Genomic DNA, 19,586 nt, shown 5'->3' with positions numbered 1-19,586 from the left:
AGTTAAATAAGGCAAACAGGTAGTCTATTACCCATTAATCTCTTCAATCTGCTCAAGCAATGTCATCCATTCTTCCTCAAGGGATTGGGTCTCACGGGTGAGGGTGCCGTGTTCTTCAAGAAGTTTGACGCGTTCATCGCGGCGTTCATCGCTATAAAAGCTTTCATCGGCAATAAAACCGTCTATTTCAGCAATACGCATTTGATTTTTTTCAACCTGAGCTTCGACTACGGCTAAACGTTTTTCGAGTGGTTTGCGCAGAGCAGCTTTACGCTGACGTTCTTCTGCTTCAAAGCGTTTTTGCTCTTTACGGTTAATGCTATTGTCACTTTGTTGTTGACTTCGCTCGTCACGCTCATCGCGTTTTTGCTGCTGCTGACGATTGGCTAACCATTGCTGATAGTCTTCTAAATCGCCGTCAAACTCGGCGACTGTTCCATCCGCAACAATCCAGAAACTATCGACGGTTGTGCGTAAAAGATGACGATCATGCGAAACCATCAAAACACTACCTTCAAATTCTGCCAAGGCGGTCGCTAAGGCTTCTCTAGTCTCAACATCCAGATGGTTGCTAGGCTCGTCAAGCAGTAAGAGGTTAGGTTTTTGCCAAACGACGAGGGATAGGGCGAGACGTGCTTTTTCTCCGCCAGAAAAGGGGGTAATAGGGCTATTGACGACATCTCCACTAAATCCAAACATCCCGAGATAGTTACGGAGTTCTTGCTCACGGATATTAGGGTCGGCAATACGTTGCAAATGCATTAATGGGGTGGCTTGCATATCCAACATATCCAGTTGATGTTGGGCAAAATAGCCGATAGACAATCCCTTGGATGGACGGAATTCACCTGATAGGGGTTGGAGTTCTTGGGCAATCGTTTTAATGAGGGTTGATTTACCTGCACCATTGACACCGAGCACACCGATACGCCCACCACCGCGTAGCATGAGGGTGATATTTTTTAAAATCGCTTTATCGCCATAACCGACACTGAATTTATCCATCACCATTAATGGGTCAGGCATATTGAGTGGATTGGGAATTTTGATATCAATACTGTGTTCCGCTTTGATAGGGGCTAACACCTGCATTCTCGCTAAGGCTTTTACACGGCTTTGTGCCTGTTTGGCTTTCGTGGCTTTTGCTTTAAAGCGATCAATAAAACTTTGCAGACGTTGTGTTTCTCTCGCTTGACGGTCAATCGCCACTTGTTGTTGGCGAATACGTTCAGCTTTTTGTGTTAAAAAGCTATCGTAATCCCCTTTATAGCGAATCAGTTTTTGTGCTTCAAAGTTTAAAATAGTACGTGCTACCGCATTCAGAAATTCGGTATCATGCGAGATAAGAATGACCGTGCCTGGATAGTGTTGTAGCCATTTTTCTAGCCATAACATCGCATCTAAGTCGAGATGGTTGGTGGGTTCGTCTAGTAGCAATAAGTCTGACGGTTTCATCAAGGCACGTGCTAAAGCCAGACGGACTTGCCATCCTCCAGAAAAACTTTCGATGGATTGTTCCCATTGCGTAGGGGTAAAGCCTAGCCCCGCTAGCAATTGCTCGGCACGAGAATTAGCTGTCCAATGCCCCGCTTCGGTGAGCTCACTTTCTAACTCCGCGATACGCTGGCCGTCTTCATCGGATGTTGCCGCACGTTGGGCTTGTAAGTGACGCAAGTGTGTGTCACCATCGATGACAAACTCGCGCGCACTCTGCGCACCGACCAGTGTGTCTTGCTTAACATGAGAAAGGCGCCACGCTTGAGGGATATCAAGCTCACCAGCATCTTGGTCAATCTCGCCGAGTAAGAGGGCGAATAGGCTAGATTTGCCTGCACCGTTTTTACCCACGATACCTACGCGTTCACCAGGGTGGACAACAAACTCGGTGTTATCCAGTAAAACTTTAGTGCCGCGACGTAGTGTTAGACCAGAGGCTCGGATCATAGTAGTGGCTTTCCTTTCGGGAGGGGAGTCATTTGCTTGTCTTAATCGAGCATTAATAATTCTTCACGCGTCAACAATAAAATGCTTTCATCTGTGGTTTCTGTTTCTAAAAGCGTTGGGCTGATAGAGGGGAATGCCGTGAGGAAATTCTCATATTCATGTCCAATTTCTAGCAACATAAAGCCATCTTCGCTGAGATAGTTCGGGGCAGCGTAGAGGATTTTGCGGATTACATCCATACCGTCTTCACCTCCGGCTAATGCCAACGCCGGTTCATTTTTGTATTCTGCAGGGAGCTCTTCCATGGATGTGCTATTCACATAAGGCGGATTGCAGATAATGACATCGTAGGCTTTAGGGGGCAAGTCTTTGAACAAGTCAGTTTGATGTAGGTGAACTTGTAGACCTAATTTGTATAATTCCACATTTTGTTTGGCGACAGCTAATGCTTTAGGTGAAATATCGGCAGCATCAATGTGTGAATGTGGGAACTCTAGAGCGGCTAGAATCGCTAAATTGCCCGAACCTGTACACATATCAAGGATATTTAATGGAGCATCAGGGTCGGCTACCCAAGGTTGCAATTGCTCGGCAATCAGCTCAGAAATAGGGGAACGAGGGACTAAAACATCCTCTGTCACAATGAAACGATGCCCTTGTAACCAAGCTTCACCTGTCAAATAGGCAAGAGGAACACGTTTTTTAACACGCTCCTGAATCAATGTTAGACAACGTTTCTTTTCTTCTTTAAGTAGACGAGCATCTAAGAAAGGATCCAGATTGTCTAAGGGCAGATTTAAAGAAAATAGGGTGAGATAAACGGCCTCATCCCACGCATTGTCTGAACCATGCCCAAAAAAGAGTTGAGCACGATTAAATTCAGACACGGCATAACGGATGATGTCGCGAACGGTTTGTAGTTCATCGTAGTCTTGAGTGCTCATCATGAGTCCTTTGTGAAAGTGAGTGGTTAAAAGGGTAAGTTTTGTGCAGTTACTGATTAATGCTTATGTCAACAGCGCCTTTAATGCACGCTTGTAGATGTTCTTTAATGTCTCAATATCATTGACATCAACATGTTCATTGACCTGGTGGATACTCGCATTGATTGGACCAAACTCTAAAATTTGCGGGCAAATTTTAGCGATAAAGCGACCGTCAGATGTACCACCTGTGGTGCTTAATTCGGCTTTGATACCAGTCTCTGCCAAAATAGCCTCTTGTACAATGGTTGTCAAAGGACCACTTTCTGTTAAGAAAGGCTCACCACCGAGTACCCATTCTAGGTCATAGTCGACGCCGTGTTTATCAAGAATAGCGTGGACTTTTTCTTTAAGTCCTTCTGGTGTACTAGCTGTCGAAAAACGGAAGTTAAAGACAATTTTCGCTGCGCCCGGTACAACATTGGTCGCTCCAGTACCCGAATGATAGTTAGAAATCTGGAATGTTGTGGCAGGGAAGTATTCATTGCCACGATCCCATTCGGTGGCGACGAGTTCAGCCATCGCAGCAGCACTGAGGTGAATAGGGTTACGGACTTTTTCTGGGTAAGCCACGTGACCTTGTTTACCTTTAACCGTTAGCGTGCCTGTCAATGAACCACGACGACCATTTTTAATCGTATCGCCAAAGACCTGACTAGACGTAGGCTCACCAACGATACAGTAGTCGAGCTGTTCGTTACGAGCTTTTAGCGTATCACAGACTTTAACCGTACCATTAATAGAAGGACCTTCTTCATCGGCAGTAATGAGTAGCGCAATAGAGCCTTTGTGATTGGGGTTTTCTTCGACAAACTCGCGACAAGCAATCGTAAAGGCGGCGACACCCGCTTTCATATCGGCAGCGCCACGACCATACAACTTACCGTCTCTGATAGTCGCTGTAAAAGGAGGGGTCTCCCAACGTTCAATAGGACCTGTCGGCACAACATCGGTATGTCCAGCAAAAACAACAAGAGGTGCTTCAGTGCCTTTGCGGAGCCAGAGATTTTTTACCTCTTCAAATGGCATCCATTCAGGTTTGAAGCCTACTTCTTGAAGCTCATCGGCTAGACGCTCTTGGCACCCCTTATCTTCAGGGGTTACCGAGTCACGATTAATCAGATCAACGAGTAGGTCAATCGTAGAGGTTTTCATGGATAATAGACCTTATGCACGTAATAAATCATTGATGCTTGTCTTAGCACGTGTTTGAGCATCGACACGTTTAACGATAACAGCACATGCAAGGCTATGAGAACCATCAGCACTTGGTAACGAACCCGGTACTACGACAGAACCTGACGGTACACGACCATAAGTGATTTCACCTGTTTCGCGGTTGTAGATTTTGGTGCTTTGCGAGATAAATACACCCATCGCGAGCACAGAGTTTTCTTCAATAATAACACCTTCAACCACTTCAGAACGTGCACCAATAAAGCAGTTGTCCTCAATAATTGTTGGGTTTGCTTGTAGAGGCTCTAACACACCACCGATACCGACACCACCAGATAAGTGAACATTTTTACCGATTTGTGCGCAAGAACCTACCGTCGCCCATGTGTCTACCATCGTACCTTCATCTACGTAAGCACCGATATTCACGTAAGACGGCATAAGAACAACGTTTTTACCAATATAAGAACCACGGCGAGCAACAGCTGGTGGCACGACACGGAAGCCTGCATTTTTAAAGTCATCACGCGTATAGTCTTGGAATTTTAAAGGCACTTTATCGTAGAACTGCAACGGCGCATTGTTCATGACAATATTGTCGTTTAAGCGGAAAGAAAGTAGCACCGCCTTTTTAATCCATTGATGAGTAATCCAGTCGCCATTGATTTTCTCTGCGACACGGAAAGTACCCGTATCCAGACCTGCAATCACGGTGTTGACCGCATCTTTTAATTCTGCTGAAGCGGTATCAATAGAAATGTTGGCACGGTCTTCCCATGCTTGCTCAAGAATAGATTGTAATTGTTGCGTCATAATCATTTGCTCATGTAGATTGGACAAGCTTGTCCAGATAATTGAAAGCCATTTTATCGGTCATCGGTGAGCGATAAAAGTAGGGGGATTTTACCACGAGAGAGGTGAATCAGAGAGCTAAATCAAGCAACCTCAAGGATTAATTGCTTGCCCAGAGCAGAAAGGGACTTTGCAATGGTGTCAATTTTGGTGGGGTGATTGAGATTGGTGATGCGTTGCATTTCTTGTGGTCTGACATGTATGCGTCTGGCAAGCTCAACATTGGAGATTTTTTGTTTGACCATTTCATTAAGTAAGAGGACCTTGGCGTAAAGACTCGCCGGTAATTCAATGAGAACGTCATCTGCTTGAGCAGGACTTGGAGGAGGGACGGTGCGTTGATCCTCAAAATAAAAGTCGAGTGCAGTAATGAGTGCATCTTTTGCCATAAACATCGCATCTTCCCAATCATCACCACAGGTAATGGCTTCTGGAATATCACGAAAAATAACGCTGTAACCATTCGCTTCTTTGGTAAAAATAGCAGGATAAAGCATAGTATTTCCTTTTAATTTATTTAAGACCAAGTTGTTTCTTTATGGCTTCTACCGTTCCTGTTGCTAGCTCTTTAGCGGGATGACGTGGCATGACGGATTGTTTGCCTTTGTAATAGAGCTTTATATGATTGGAACCTTGTGATGTGCTGACGCCTTGATGTAGGAACCAACGTAAAAATTCGCTTTGTCTCATGAATTTTCTTTCTAAATAATAATCAAAAATGTTTATTTTGTAAATATGATTTTTATAAAAAGGGGGTTTGTCGTTTTATTTTGCACAAGGATATTGGCTCAATGCAATGGGGGGGAATGAGAAAATCGAGGGTGATGTACGTAGAAATACGTAGAGGGTGGATGGTATATGGCTCGGTCGGTAGCATCTAAAAAGCGGTTGAGCCCATATTTGGCTTGCTGGCGTTTGCTCGTTCTACAATTAATTCTGCAGCAGTATGACCGTGAATTGCCCAATGTAACTTGTTTTGCACCGTGGCAAAAAAGCGTTTGGTCGCTGTGGCAGTACGGTCGTAATCAATGGAAGTTGTATAAATATCGGTGATTTTTTGGTAAAACTTGCGTTCCGATAGACGAATTAGTGTTTTGTCTGGTAATGTTTACCGTCATCGGCAGTTATTCGAAAATTTCTAATAACTGAATTTTCCACTAACTCATTATCATCAAAGACTTTTTTAGATGATAGTTAATCGTAGGCACTTCAACATCATAAAGCTGCCCCATCATTTTTTGACTCAGCCAGACATTTTCGTCGGCATAAATGGCATTGACTTGGCTCTCGCCTGTGGCGGTCATAAAGGTGAGATATTCCGTCACCGAAGAAACAATTTCCGATTTAGTCATATAAATTCCTTAACTGAAATTCTATTTAGTCTAATGCCATTTGCAATGTTGGCAAAGGAGGAAAGTTTTAAAAAATGCCAATAGTTTTTTTAATTCTATTGGCATGTTGCATATATTTTTTACCTAAGAGAGCGAAAGGTGTTGATTAATCAATAATACTCCCTCACAAACTTCGCAATACGTTCTGCACCTTCAACACATTGCTCTAAAGGGGCGACAAGGGCGATGCGGACACGTTTGAATCCCGGGTTCACCCCGTCAGCAGAGCCGGGGCGACTTAAGAAACTACCGGGTAATAAGGTAACATTAGCCTGTTCATAGAGGGCTTTCGTAAATGCCGTATCATCAATCGGTGTACCAGCCCATAGATAAAATGAAGCATCAGGCATTTTGACATCTAAGACCGGTGCAAGAATAGGGTAAACGCGTTTAAATTTCTCCTGATAAAGCGCACGATTTTCTGCGACGTGAGCTTCATCATTCCAAGCAACAATGCTAGCTGCACTGACTACAGCACTCATAGCACTACCGTGATAGGTACGATAGAGTAAGAATTTTTTCATCAGTTCTGCATCACCAGCTACAAAACCTGAGCGCATCCCCGGGACATTGGAACGCTTAGAGAGGCTTGAGAAGCACACCATATTCTTATAGTCATTTCGTCCGCAGAGGCGAGCCGCTTGTAATATACCGAGGGGTTTTTCATCAAAGTAAATTTCTGAGTAGCATTCATCAGAGGCAATGACAAAACCGTATTTTTCACTTAAATCAAAGAGATATTTCCATTCTTCTAATGGGGTCACATTACCAGCAGGATTGCCTGGTGAGCAGATAAAGAGGAGTTGTGTTTTTTCCCAAACGCTGGCTGGTACGCTATCCCAATCAGGGGCAAAATTACGTGCAGGGTTGGAATTCACAAAATAGGGTTGAGCACCGCCGAGGTAAGCCGCACCTTCGTAGATTTGATAAAAGGGGTTGGGACTAACGACAATGCTATCAGGCTGACCATCTAATACGCTTTGCGTAAAGGAAAAGAGTGCTTCTCGAGAGCCAAGACAAGGCAAAATTTGTGTTTCAACGTCAGGTGCAGGAATATCATAACGACGCGCAATCCAATTGGCAATGGCTGTGCGTAAAGCTAAATCGCCTTTGGTTGCAGGGTAATTCGCTAGACCTGATAGATTATTGACAATCGCTTGTTTAATTATCTCGGGCGTATCGTGCTTGGGTTCACCGATAGATAAATTAATATGGCTGCTATATGTACCGTTCGGTTTCGCATCGGCAAATAACTGACGTAATCGCTCGAAAGGATAGGGTTGTAGTAAGTCTAAATGCGGGTTCATATTAATCCGTCCATTGATTTTTGCGCAATAGTTCATCGGCGTATTGAAGCTTTAATTTTAAATGATTTAAAGCTTGACTGTCTTGTGGTGATAAACCTTTGTCTTGTGCTTGCGAATTTTCTTCGCTAAAGAATATCGTTTGTGTTGGTGTAATCAGACCGAAATTATCACTAGCAAAAACATAAGCTTCTTCGTTTTGTGGAGTGTCATAAAGCGATTGACCAAAAGTGGAAATTTTTTGTTTAAAGCCTAAAAGATCTGTGATAGTAGGTAAAACATCATATTGAGAGGTGATATGATTGAATTGCTTTGGTGGTAGAGAGCCGTCAGGGGTGTAAATTAAGAGAGGAATATGAAAATCCTCACGAGAAAGAGGGCGTGCTTTTACGTCCTTTTCGGATTTTTGTAGATTTAAAGTGTGATCGGCTGTCAAAATGAAAATAGTATTATTAAACCAAGGTTCATTTTCAATACGACTGAAAAACTGCTCTAAAGACCAATCACTGTAACGCAAGGCATTTAAGTAACCAGATTCCGCACGTAAATCATGAGGGTAAAGCTCAAACTCATCAGGTAGACGAGGGAAGGGCTCATGGGTTGTACCGGTAAAAATAAAGGCGAAAAAAGGTTTATTGTCCGGTTTTTCAGATAGTTTTTGAGCTAAAAACTGTAGACCATCATAATCCCAGCCGAATGGTGGTTGCGATTGAGGATAATCCAATAATAGAGGGATATCCTCTTGACCATAATATTCTTCAAGCCCTAAAGCGGTCGCAATATTTTCCATCTGAAATGAGCGGCGTTTAGATGTTTGCATCATTAAGCTGTTATAGCCATTTTGTTGGAGAATTTCGCCAATACGAGAGAAGTTTTTGATTTCCAATCCAAAACCAATCGTACCAAAACTAGGTAGAGCAGGAACAGACGAAAGAACAGCTTGAATACCTACAATACTGCGTTGCCCTGCCGCATAGTTTTGTCTCCAAACGTGTGATTTTGGAACAAGGCTATCAAAGAAAGGCGTAACTTTATAAGAGCTTCCGCTTAAACTGTCAATATGGCGACTGTTCCAACTCTCTAACAGAATGAGAACAACGTTTTTACCTGTTGGTATAGCATTAGGTCTTTGCCAATTAAAAATAGCAGGATTTTGTTGAACAAATGCTTTAACAGAGGATTCGCTACTAAGTGCTAATGCTTGTTGAGATTGACGCTTTTGAATTTCTCTAAAAGATAAATAAGCAGGATTAAGACTGAGGTTGGCTTGGGCAATAGAACCATTCTTTATAAAAGCATCTGCAATATTAATCGGACGACCTGTTGGAATAAATCCTCGGATGCAAAAAATGATAAAACCCACAGTAGCAAGCCAGTAGAGTAAACGCTTAACAAAGCTCGTAGGGAGTTGAATCCTTTGTTTTTTTTCAGGTTTTAAAATGAAAAAATACCATGTGATAGTAACAAATACTAAAAAAATGATGCTTTGGATAATATCGCTTAAGCGAGAGTTGATAGCGAGTGAAGTCATTTCTTCAATATCTGCGCTGATATTTAGTATTTCTGCACCAATATGACGTTTAACTTCACCAAAATAGCTAATATCAGCTAAGGTATAGCTGAGTAATAGGAAAAAAATAGCGAAGATAAAGTAAAGACTAAAGCGACGCACCCTATACGTTTGAAGCGTATTAAATGGAAGTGTTAGCAAAATAAAGAATAAAACACAGCTAGAGACAAGGGTAGCACTATCAAATTGTGCACCTTTTAAAAGTGCTCTTAAAAGTTGTTCTACCGTGAGTGTAGAAAAATAGTCTGGATAACTATAATAAAGAAAGAGTCTGCAGATAGTAAAGGTAATAAGACTAAAAATTAGAATACGAAGAGGTGTTCTAAAAGTTTGCATAAATTCATGTGGAGAAATAATGTTGTTTTAGGTATGGTTTTGTTAGAAATTCATACAATTGGTGTGCAATTTCCTTGAATTTTACCCCAAAAAATAGGCTAAAAGGAGAAAAAATGCTAAGGCTAGAGTTTATAAGTGCTTGAAATAAAAAAGGATTTGAGATTGCTCTCAAATCCTTTTAGCATTTTGGTGCGAGCGAAGAGACTCGAACTCTTACACCTCACGGCGCTGGAACCTAAATCCAGTGCGTCTACCAATTCCGCCACGCTCGCTTGAAGAATATAACTATACAGACTTATATCATCTTTCGCAAGTTATTTCTCTTTTTTGAAGTTTGTTTGTTAGTTTTTTGCAACATTTTCTGAAGGGTCTTCATCAACTATATCTTTTTCAAGAGTATCCTCGCCTTCCTCGACAAAACTCTTTGCTTTTTCTGTCTGTAAGGCTTCTATGACGGCTGGGTCTTGAGGTTTTAAGGGTTCAAGTAAACCGATTGCATTGGGTAACTCATCCCAGAATGCTAGAAAAAGGGCGGCCAGTAAGGGGCCAATCACAAACCCGTTAATACCAAAAGCCGTTAAACCCCCTAGTGTACTAATGAGTACGAGATAATCTGGTAGCTTGGTATCTTTTCCTACCAGCATAGGGCGAAGGATATTATCCGCTAGACCAATGACGCAAAAACCATAGGCAATGAGTACACCACCTTCCCAGTAAGCACCCGTCACCAGGAAGTAAATGGCGACAGGGAACCAAATAATGGCGGCACCGACAGCCGGTAATAGGGAGAGGAAAGCCATAATCACTCCCCACAATAACGCGCCTTGAATACCTAATAAAGCAAAAATAAAACCACCTAAAGCCCCTTGAACAACAGCGACTAGCATATTGCCTTTGACGGTGGCTCGCACAACGGTGAGAAATTTATCAAAAAGATGAACTTTATGCTCGTAACTCAGAGGAACCAGGCGCTTTAGGTTATTTTGAATATGGCTACCATCGCGTAAGAGGAAAAACAATAGGTACATCATGATACCTACTGAGATAAGGAATGAAAACGTATTTTGGCTAAAGTTAACTAATTCCGTTGCGAGTAAACGGCTGGCATTGTTAAAAAATACCATCAGTTTCTCACGAATACCAAAAACGCTGTCAATCTGATAACGCTCTAGAATATCTTTAACAAAAACCGGTAAGTTTTGGAAAACATGGTCAGCATAGAGTCCGAGGTCTAGTTCACCAGATTGAACACGGTTATAGAGAACGACAACTTCTTTGGTTAGCGAGGCTGTAATAATGCTAAGGGGAACGAAAGCCACAAAAATGGCTATCATCAATGTGAGCACAGTAGCACTATTACGGTAATTTGGCATGACTTTTAGGAGTCTTCTATAAATAGGGCGGAAAAGAACCGCAAAAATAACCCCCCAGAAAATAGCAGAGAAGTAGGGGGAGAGTAGATAGAGGAAACCAACACTAATTAAGAGTAGAAACCCTATATAGAATGCGTAGAATACGCGATTTTTATTTTGCATAAGTTAACATTAGGAAAATGGATTTTTGATGGGTTCATTATACAATGGGCAACTAATACATTCCGAGAATTTTGTGGAAATGCTTTTGTATGAAATTTAATTATTATTTATTACCAATTGTTGCAGGCTTATTAAGCGCTTGTGCGAGCACAACACCACCAAGTAAACCTGAAAATATGTGTGAAATTGTGCAAGAAAAACCCGATTGGGGAAAAGCATTAGAACAGTCTCGCGAAAAATGGGGAGCACCACCACAAGTTATCCTGTCTATTATTTATCAGGAGTCTAGTTTTAAGCATGATGCACAGCCACCCATGAGTTATTTCTTGGGTATCATTCCTGTCGGACGTAAGAGTTCTGCTTATGGTTATCCTCAAGCAAAAGACGAGGTTTGGGGGGATTATAAAAAGCAAACGCAAAATACCTCAGCCGATCGTGATGATTTTGCTGATGCTGTGGACTTTATTGGCTGGTATATGAGTAAAACCCAGCAAGTTAATGGTGTGTCTAAATGGGACGCGTATAGTCAATATCTTAATTATCATGAGGGGTGGACAGGCTATGCGCAACAGACATATGAAAATAAAGCTTGGCTGAAAAACGTTGCGCAACGAGTGAAGGAACGAGCAGAGCGCTATGGTGCGCAATATGCTCAATGTCGTTAAGAAAATGCACCAATTTAGTGGCTATGTAGTTTTTTCGCTATTGATTTTGGGTATTGCAGTAGATTGAGTTAAGCTAATAAGCATAAAACATATAGTGCTTTATCAGGATAAACCCTAGATTTCTTTTTTGGGTGCGCTTTGTGATATCTTAGGGACTATAATTCTAGAAATCTTATCCTTTTGACGGTCTTGTCATCATTAATTTAGTTTGGGAGTTTTTATGAAACTAATGAAGAAAATGTCTTTAGCAGCAGGTGCTTTAGCAATGGCATCTGCATTTATGGCACCGAGTACTGTAATGGCGCAACAAAAATTTGTGAGCATTGGTACGGGTGGGGTGACAGGTGTGTATTACGCTGCGGGTGGTGCTATCTGCCGTATCGTTAATAAAGACCGTGCACAACATGGTTTGCGTTGTTCTGTAGAATCTACTGGTGCATCAGTATTTAATGTAAATACTATTAAAGCGGGCGAGTTAGACTTAGGTTTTGCACAATCTGATGTGGCCTATAACGCTTACAATGGCGAGGCTAACTTCAAAGAGGGTGGTGCTTACAAGGACTTACGCTCTGTATTCTCTTTACACCCAGAGCCATTAACGATTTTGACTCGTAAAGAGGCGAATATCAAAGGTTTTGATGATTTAAAAGGTAAGCGCTTTAATGTGGGTAACCCAGGTTCTGGTTCTCGTGCTTCTTTAGAGCAATATTTGCAAGCACGTGGTCTTGACAATTCTTTCTTTGCACTAGCGTCAGAGCTAAAGCCAGACGAGCATGGTACTGCTTTATGTGATGGCAAGATTGACGGCTTTATCTTCGGTGTTGGTCACCCATCAGCCAATATCCAAGACCCAACGACGACTTGCGGTGCGAAGTTAATGCCATTTACTGGTGAGGCAGTTGATAAAATCGTTGCTCAGTATCCATACTATGCAAAAGTCACTATCCCAGGTGGTTTATATCAAAACAACCCAGACGATACACCAACATACGGTGTGTTAGCGACTGTTGTTGCATCAACTAAAACACCTGATGATGTGGTTTACCAAATCGTTAAATCGGTATTTGAAAACTTCGATGATTTCAAAAAGCTACACCCAGCTTTAGCTCATCTATCTAAAGAAGATATGGTGAAAAATGGTCTTTCTGCACCATTACATGCCGGTGCTGAGAAATACTACAAAGAAGTTGGTTTATTAAAATAATTAACTAGCGTCTCATGGTGTAAGTCGAATGACATTACTCCGTCATGAGCGTTATTAAAAAACAAAAGGAGGCGGACAAGGTGTTTGTCCGCTTCTTACGTTTTGTCGAAGTCATAATTTAGAGAGGTTTTTATGGTAGCGGATGCTAAAAAAATTGCAGAGCTAGAAAAACTGGTGGCAGAAGTTGATCGAGGTGGGCGTAAAGTCGGAGGCATCACAGGGGGTGTCTTGGCTATTGGTGCTTTGCTATGGTCTTTCTTTCAGCTATGGTTTGCGTCACCTATTCCGTTTAGTGTCAATTTGGGTATTTTTAATGATACTGAGGCTCGTGCTATTCATTTAGGTTTGGCGATGTTTTTAGGTTATTTAGCCTACCCAATGTTTAAAAGCCAATCGAATAAAATGCCTATCTATGATTGGGTATTAGCTGTCATCGCAGGCTTTTGTGGTGCTTATTTATTCTTGTTTTATCAAGAACTATCTCTACGTCCTGGAATTCCGACAACATTAGATGTGGTGACGGGTTCTATTGGGATTGTCTTATTGCTAGAAATTACGCGTCGTTCATTAGGTTTACCAATGACGATTTTAGGGATTGTATTTTTAGCGTATGTATTTTTAGGGCCTTATTTACCTGAGGTTGTGTCACATCGAGGAGCGTCTTTAGAGCGTCTTGTATCGCATATGTGGCTGACGACAGAGGGAACTTATGGCGTAGCCTTGGGTGTATCCGTATCGTATATTTTTATTTTCGTCTTGCTAGGTTCTTTATTAGACCGTTGCGGTGCGGGCAACTATATGATGCAAGTTTCATTTGCCATGTTAGGGCATTTACGAGGCGGTCCTGCTAAGGTTGCAGTGGTATCGTCTGGAGTAAATGGTCTTGTATCCGCCTCATCTGTCGCCAATGTGGTGACAGGCGGTATTTTCACGATTCCTTTGATGAAAAAATCAGGTTATGGCGGTATCCGTGCAGGTGCGATTGAAACAGCATCGTCTGTCAATGGTCAAATTATGCCCCCAGTAATGGGAGCGGCGGCTTTCTTGATGATTGAGTATGTTGGTATCCCTTATACGGAGATTATTCGTCATGCTATTTTGCCTGCGGCGATTTCGTATATTGCTTTGTTTTATATTGTCCATTTAGAGGCTTTAAAACTGGGTATTGAACCTATGATGTCAGCAGGTCAACCTAAAACCGCTATCCAAAAATTAGCTGGCTGGGGCATGGGGATTTCAGGTACTTTGTTGGTAATGGCAGGGTTCTACTATATCGGTACAGGTGTACAAGCGGTGGCAGGGGAATCTGCGATTTGGATTTTACTGGCTTTATTATTGGTACTTTATGTGTTTTTGCTAAAAGTATCGGCAAAGTATCCTGATTTACCGACAGATATTAATATTACCAACCCAATTAAACCAGAAATTTGGCCAACCGTACGGTCAGGTTTGTATTTCTTAATTCCTATCGGTATTTTGGTGTGGTGCTTAAGTGTAGAGATGCTGTCAGCTGGCTTATCGGCATTCTATTCAGTACTGGCATTGCTCTTTTTACTAATTACTCAACGTCCGCTGATTGCTTTTTTCCGTGGTCAAACGGTTGCTCCCGAAGCCAAACGAGGTTTTACGGAAGCCATTCAAGGTTTAGAGGAAGGGGCTCGCAATATGATTGGTATCGCGATTGCGTGCGGTACTGCCGGTCTTATTGTGGGTGCTATTACCTTGACAGGTTTAGGTTTGCGAATGACCGCCTTTGTTGAACTTGTTTCAATGGGTAATGTCCTAGTGATGTTATTCTTTACAGCGGCGGTATGTTTGATTTTAGGTCTAGGTATGCCAACGACGGCAAACTATATCTTAATGGCAACCTTGATGGCGCCTGTGGTGGTGGAATTAGGGGCTCAAAGTGGATTAATTATTCCGCTCATTGCTGTACATTTCTTTGTATTCTACTTTGGAATTATGGCGGATATTACACCTCCTGTAGGGCTTGCAACGTTTGCCGCTGCAGCGATTTCTGGAGAAGATCCGATTAAAACCGGTCTACAAGGTGTGACGTATGCTTTACGTACAGCCGTGCTGCCGTTTATCTTTGTCTTTAACCCAATGTTATTATTGATTGGTGTTGATACATGGCCGCATTTGATCGCGGTGGTTGTTGGAGTAACCATTGCTTCTATGGTATTTGCTGCGGCGACTTTGCGTTGGTTCCGAACCAAATGTACATGGTTAGAGGCATTAATTCTCTTAATTGCGTCATTTATGTTCTTCCGTCCTGATTGGTATATGAATCGTATGTATGATGAATATGTTCCTCGACCAGTCACTGAGTTGTATTCTGTTGCTGCAAAATTACCCGAAGGTGGGCGTTTTGTGGCAGAAATTCAAGGGATGAATTTAGAAGGGGATGAGCTCACTAAATTAGTGGCGGTCAATGTACCTGCTTTAGAGAAAACAGAGGGGATGAGCGAGGAACAAATCGGTCGTGAACGCCTACGCCAAGCAGGTTTAACTTTTATGGGCTTTGGTGGCACCATGCAAGTCGCGAATGTTCGTTTTGGTACGCAAGCGGCTCGTGCAAGTTGGGAGCAAGGTTGGGATGTGGTTGATGTGATGGTACCTAATCCTGATCGTCCAACAGAAACTCTTATTTTTATTCCAGGATTATTATTAATCGCTGGAGTATGGATGGTACAAGGTCGTAGAATGCGTCGTCAAGAAAAATTGGCGTAGTTTTCTCGCTAAGACCTTATATAAGAAAACCGCTTATTCAGTAATGGGTAAGCGGTTTTGTTATGTCTGTTGTAATCATTGTGTTTGAGCCTAGGGAAGTGATTAAAGAGGGAAGCGTAGCAAGAAAGGGAGGTAGCATAAACCCTAGATTATTTTTATTAAAAATTCTGTTATACCTATGATTTGCAAATTACAAAGATAAGGAGCGGTTTGATGACTGTGATGAAAAAAATAGCGTTGGCAGTAGGTGCTTTGGGTGTGACATCGGCGCTTTTATTGCCTACTGGAGCTCAAGCTCAACAAAAATTTATTAGCATTGGGACAGGTGGTGTGACTGGAGTGTATTATGCGGCTGGTGGTGCCATTTGTCGGATGATTAATAAAGATAGAGCCAATCATGGTTTACGTTGTTCAGTAGAATCCACAGGTGCCTCAGTATTTAATGTGAATACGATTAGAGCAGGTGAGTTGGACTTTGGGTTTGCGCAATCTGATGTAGTCTTTAATTCGTATGAGGGGAAAGGTAATTTTGAAAGTGCAGGTCCCTATAAAGAGCTTAGAACCATCTTCTCGCTACATTCTGAGCCATTAACCATTTTGGCACGTAAAGAAGCGAATGTTAAAAGTTTTGATGATTTAAAAGGTAAACGTTTTAATATTAGTAACCCAGGATCTGGTACACGTGCTTTCTTAGAGCAATATATGCAAGCTAGAGGGCTAGATAATAAATTCTTTGCGCTAGCATCTGAGCTACGCCAAGATGAGCAAGGTCCAGCACTATGTGATGGCAAAATTGATGGCTTTATTTTTGCGATTGGTCACCCAGCTGCTACTATTCAGGATCCCATTACGACATGTGGCGCTAAATTAGTTCCTTTTGTAGGGGCTGACGTGGATAAGGTTGTTGCACAGTTTCCCTATTATGCTAAAGTGAGTATTCCCGGAGGTCTATACCCTCATAATCCTGATGATACGCCAACCTATGGTGTACTGGCGACAGTTGTTGCCTCAACAAAAGTGTCTGACGAGGTGGCTTATACAATGGTCAAAGCCGTTTTTGAAAACTTTGATGAGTTTAAACGCTTACATCCGGCATTATCGCATCTTTCTAAAGAGAATATGGTAAAAGACGGTTTATCTGCTCCTCTACATCCTGGGGCAGAGAAATACTATCGTGAAGTAGGATTGTTGAAATAACGTTTTTTATACGCAAGGTTGTTAAAAGTAGAAAAGCCGTTAATGTTGGGTTAACGGCTTTTTGTTTGAGGTTTATTACAAAGATATCAATGTAGAGATAATTAATGCCACATCGTATCTGGTCGAATAAGACCTACCGCAATACCTTCAATCTCAAAGTGTTGTGAGCCATCGACGATGATAGGTTTAAAGTCGCTATTTTCGGGGTGAAGTTCGATAATAGCGCCATTTTTCTGGAAACGCTTTACCGTGACTTCTTCATCGATTCGAGCAACAACGATTTGACCATTGCGTACAGAGGACGTCTTTTTTACAGCGAGTAAATCACCGTCAAGAATACCAATATCTTTCATACTTTCACCCTTTACTTTAAGGAGATAATCAGGGGTAGCAGAGAAAATACTAGGGTCAAGGTGTAGGGTATTTTCGTGATGTTCGATAGCGTTAATCGGGTTACCCGCAGCAACACGACCGACGATAGGTAAGCTAAGACGTGTGTCTTTGATGAGCTCAGTAGTTTGTTGGACGGCTTGAGAAAGTTGTTGGCTGGCTGCTTTAACCACAGATTTGGCTTTATTGACAAGACTATCAGCACTATCAGGAAAGACATCAACGATAAAGTCAGGATTTAAACGAATACCACGAGAAGCACCCGGGTTAAGAATAATCGCGCCTTTTTTGGTAAGGGCTTTGATATGGTCCTCTGCGGCATTGGGTGATTTAAAGCCTAAGTCACGTGCAATCTCTGCTCGGGTAGGGGGGATGCCTGTGCGTTCGATAGTCTCTTTGATGAGAGTCAGGACTTCTAACTGACGTTGGGTAAGTTTTGTGTTCATGGTCTATGAATAATCTGTACAAATATACAGTTATTCTAGCGGATTTTGTAGAAATTGCAAGTGTTTTGTCAGTCGCTACTTGTATCAATCACAATCACCCACTTCAGAACATTGTGTATTCGCTCGGACAGCAAAGTGCGTCGCTATCGCTCGCCGTTTGCAAACTCGCTCGGTACATCAAGTTCTCTCCGTGGATGCTTGTGATAGTGCTAATGAGCATCAGCCCACACGGAGAGACATTTACTCGCAGCGACATTGGAAACGGTGAAGCACTTTCCGGAGCAAGAGTGAACTGTCTGCAGTGTGGGCAGTAATGATGCAAAACTGACTAACTAACAACAAGGTTCGCTGCACGTTCCGCGCAGTCGCTCGAACAGAGCCTCGCTATCGCTCGCCGTTTGCAAACTCGCTCGGTACATCAAGTTCTCTCCGTGGATGCTTGTGATAGTGCTAACGAACACCAGCCCACACGGAGAGACATTTACTCGCAGCGACATTGGAAACGGCGAAGCACTTTCCGGAGCAAGAGTGAACTGTCTGTAGTGTGGTCTAATCAATACACAATGTTCTGCAGTGAGGACGATATATTCAGTTCTAACCTTGGATGATAGTGCTCGTTAAAGAACTGCAGCAATCGCTTTTGCAACAGCGTCAATATTGCGAGAGTTAAGCGCTGCCACACAAATACGACCACTATTTACTGCATAAATACCATGCTCGTTACGTAAACGCTCCACTTGTTCTTGCGTTAAACCAGAGTAAGAGAACATACCACGCTGTTCAAGGACAAAGTCAAAGTTCTGTGTAACACCATGCTCTTTGAGTTTAGCGACGAGTTGAGCACGCATTGTACGAATACGATCACGCATTTCTGCTAATTCTTTTTCCCATAATGCAAAAAGCTCAGGATTGTTGAGTACCATGCTCACAATCGTGCCACCGTGTGTTGGTGGGTTAGAGTAGTTAGTACGAATAGTACGTTTAACTTGACTTAATACACGGTCAGCTTCATCCTTAGAAGCGCATAGAACAGTCAATGCACCTACACGTTCACCGTATAGCGAGAATGATTTAGAGAAAGAAGAGCTGACAAAGGTTGGTACATCTAATTTTGCAAATAGTTTAACCACTTGCGCATCTTCTTCTAAGCCAGCACCAAAACCTTGGTAAGCGATGTCTAAGAAAGGAACAAGACCTTTAGCTTTAATGATGTTAGCGATTTTTTCCCATTGTGCTGCTGTTGGGTCAACACCTGTTGGGTTATGGCAGCAGGCGTGTAGAACAACGATATCCCCCGCAGATAATTGCTCTAAATAAGCCACCATAGCATCAAAATTTAAGCCATGTGTTGCTGCGTCATAGTAGGGGTAGTTATCTACTTTAAAGCCAGCACGCTCAAATAAGGCGCGGTGATTTTCCCAGCTAGGGTTGCTGATATGAACAGTCGCATTGGCATTAACTTGTTTGAGAAAGTCTGCCCCGATTTTAAGTGCACCCGTACCGCCTAATGCTTGGAATGTTAAGGCACGACCAGAAGCCGATAGTTCGCTATCTTTGCCAAGTAAAAGGGCTTGCGCACCTTTATCATATGTAGAGATACCTTCGATAGGTAAATAGCCGCGCGGAGCGGATTGTTTTGCACGCTCTTGTTCTGCTAATTGTACCGCTTTTAATACAGGTAAACGACCATCTTCATCGTAATACACACCCACACCAAGATTAACTTTTGTTGAGCGAGTATCCGCATTGTATTGTTCATTTAAGCCTAGAATAGGGTCACGAGGGGCTAGCTCTACTTTTGCAAAAATAGACATCGTATTTTCCGTAAAAATAAAAAAGATTGACTTAAAGAGGGATATG

At 42.3% G+C, this 19,586-nt stretch carries 17 protein-coding genes and 1 tRNA gene; 4 read left to right on the top strand and 14 right to left on the bottom strand.

Annotation, left to right across the window (positions count from 1 at the left end; genetic code table 11):
* Positions 1 to 27: 27 nt before the first annotated feature.
* From HKX39_RS04835 to HKX39_RS04785, 12 genes are all read right to left on the bottom strand, one after another.
* Complete coding sequence (locus tag HKX39_RS04835) at positions 28 to 1,944, bottom strand: ABC-F family ATP-binding cassette domain-containing protein (RefSeq protein ID WP_171680173.1); 1,917 nt, start codon at positions 1,942 to 1,944, stop codon at positions 28 to 30.
* Positions 1,945 to 1,985: 41 nt separating this feature from the next.
* Positions 1,986 to 2,888, bottom strand: a complete 903-nt coding sequence (gene prmB / locus HKX39_RS04830) for a 50S ribosomal protein L3 N(5)-glutamine methyltransferase (protein WP_171680172.1) — start codon at positions 2,886 to 2,888, stop codon at positions 1,986 to 1,988.
* Between the two features lie 63 nt (positions 2,889 to 2,951).
* The gene (dapE, locus tag HKX39_RS04825; protein WP_171680171.1) at positions 2,952 to 4,082 is read right to left on the bottom strand and encodes a succinyl-diaminopimelate desuccinylase; all 1,131 of its coding nucleotides are present in this window, start codon (positions 4,080 to 4,082) and stop codon (positions 2,952 to 2,954) included.
* A 12-nt stretch (positions 4,083 to 4,094) separates the two neighbouring features.
* Complete coding sequence (dapD, locus tag HKX39_RS04820; RefSeq protein ID WP_171680170.1) at positions 4,095 to 4,916, bottom strand: 2,3,4,5-tetrahydropyridine-2,6-dicarboxylate N-succinyltransferase; 822 nt, start codon at positions 4,914 to 4,916, stop codon at positions 4,095 to 4,097.
* A 122-nt stretch (positions 4,917 to 5,038) separates the two neighbouring features.
* Positions 5,039 to 5,452, bottom strand: a complete 414-nt coding sequence (locus HKX39_RS04815) for a type II toxin-antitoxin system HicB family antitoxin (RefSeq protein WP_171680169.1) — start codon at positions 5,450 to 5,452, stop codon at positions 5,039 to 5,041.
* Positions 5,453 to 5,468: 16 nt separating this feature from the next.
* Complete coding sequence (locus tag HKX39_RS04810) at positions 5,469 to 5,645, bottom strand: type II toxin-antitoxin system HicA family toxin (RefSeq protein WP_171680168.1); 177 nt, start codon at positions 5,643 to 5,645, stop codon at positions 5,469 to 5,471.
* Between the two features lie 187 nt (positions 5,646 to 5,832).
* Entirely contained in the window at positions 5,833 to 6,042 is a 210-nt protein-coding gene (rhuM, locus tag HKX39_RS10660) for a RhuM family protein (RefSeq protein WP_425500267.1), read from the bottom strand.
* Positions 6,043 to 6,112: 70 nt separating this feature from the next.
* On the bottom strand, positions 6,113 to 6,307 hold the full coding sequence (locus tag HKX39_RS10655; protein WP_246226039.1) for a virulence RhuM family protein: 195 nt from the start codon (positions 6,305 to 6,307) through the stop codon (positions 6,113 to 6,115).
* Between the two features lie 149 nt (positions 6,308 to 6,456).
* Entirely contained in the window at positions 6,457 to 7,653 is a 1,197-nt protein-coding gene (gene dapC / locus HKX39_RS04800; RefSeq protein ID WP_171680167.1) for a succinyldiaminopimelate transaminase, read from the bottom strand.
* 1 nt (position 7,654) lies between these two features.
* Positions 7,655 to 9,556 (bottom strand): LTA synthase family protein, encoded by a 1,902-nt coding sequence (locus HKX39_RS04795; RefSeq protein ID WP_171680166.1) that lies wholly within the window; start codon positions 9,554 to 9,556, stop codon positions 7,655 to 7,657.
* A gap of 187 nt (positions 9,557 to 9,743) precedes the next feature.
* Positions 9,744 to 9,828: transfer RNA gene (locus HKX39_RS04790), tRNA-Leu, on the bottom strand.
* 69 nt (positions 9,829 to 9,897) lie between these two features.
* The gene (locus HKX39_RS04785) at positions 9,898 to 11,091 is read right to left on the bottom strand and encodes an AI-2E family transporter (RefSeq protein WP_171680165.1); all 1,194 of its coding nucleotides are present in this window, start codon (positions 11,089 to 11,091) and stop codon (positions 9,898 to 9,900) included.
* Between the two features lie 89 nt (positions 11,092 to 11,180).
* Here HKX39_RS04785 and HKX39_RS04780 point away from each other — a divergent pair, with 89 nt between their 5' ends.
* The 4 genes from HKX39_RS04780 to HKX39_RS04765 all read left to right on the top strand — a co-directional run bounded on the left by HKX39_RS04780 (position 11,181) and on the right by HKX39_RS04765 (position 16,890).
* Positions 11,181 to 11,756 (top strand): transglycosylase SLT domain-containing protein, encoded by a 576-nt coding sequence (locus HKX39_RS04780; protein WP_171680164.1) that lies wholly within the window; start codon positions 11,181 to 11,183, stop codon positions 11,754 to 11,756.
* Between the two features lie 220 nt (positions 11,757 to 11,976).
* Positions 11,977 to 12,960, top strand: coding sequence for a TAXI family TRAP transporter solute-binding subunit (locus HKX39_RS04775; protein WP_171680163.1), 984 nt, complete (start codon positions 11,977 to 11,979; stop codon positions 12,958 to 12,960).
* 132 nt (positions 12,961 to 13,092) lie between these two features.
* Positions 13,093 to 15,693 carry a TRAP transporter permease gene (locus HKX39_RS04770; protein WP_171680162.1) on the top strand — a complete coding sequence of 867 codons (2,601 nt, stop codon included), beginning with the start codon at positions 13,093 to 13,095 and terminating at the stop codon, positions 15,691 to 15,693.
* Between the two features lie 213 nt (positions 15,694 to 15,906).
* Positions 15,907 to 16,890 carry a TAXI family TRAP transporter solute-binding subunit gene (locus HKX39_RS04765; protein WP_171680161.1) on the top strand — a complete coding sequence of 328 codons (984 nt, stop codon included), beginning with the start codon at positions 15,907 to 15,909 and terminating at the stop codon, positions 16,888 to 16,890.
* Positions 16,891 to 16,991: 101 nt separating this feature from the next.
* Here HKX39_RS04765 and lexA read toward each other — a convergent pair whose 3' ends face one another.
* Both lexA and HKX39_RS04755 read right to left on the bottom strand, forming a co-directional pair.
* Complete coding sequence (gene lexA / locus HKX39_RS04760; RefSeq protein ID WP_171680160.1) at positions 16,992 to 17,726, bottom strand: transcriptional repressor LexA; 735 nt, start codon at positions 17,724 to 17,726, stop codon at positions 16,992 to 16,994.
* Between the two features lie 617 nt (positions 17,727 to 18,343).
* A complete protein-coding gene (locus HKX39_RS04755; RefSeq protein WP_171680159.1) occupies positions 18,344 to 19,540 on the bottom strand; it encodes an amino acid aminotransferase in 1,197 nt (398 codons plus the stop codon).
* Between the last annotated feature and the right edge of the window lie 46 nt (positions 19,541 to 19,586).

The sequence above is a fragment of the Pelistega suis genome (assembly GCF_013133795.1).
GTDB lineage: Bacteria > Pseudomonadota > Gammaproteobacteria > Burkholderiales > Burkholderiaceae_B > Taylorella > Taylorella suis.
This window is presented reverse-complemented; position numbering and strand designations above follow the sequence as displayed.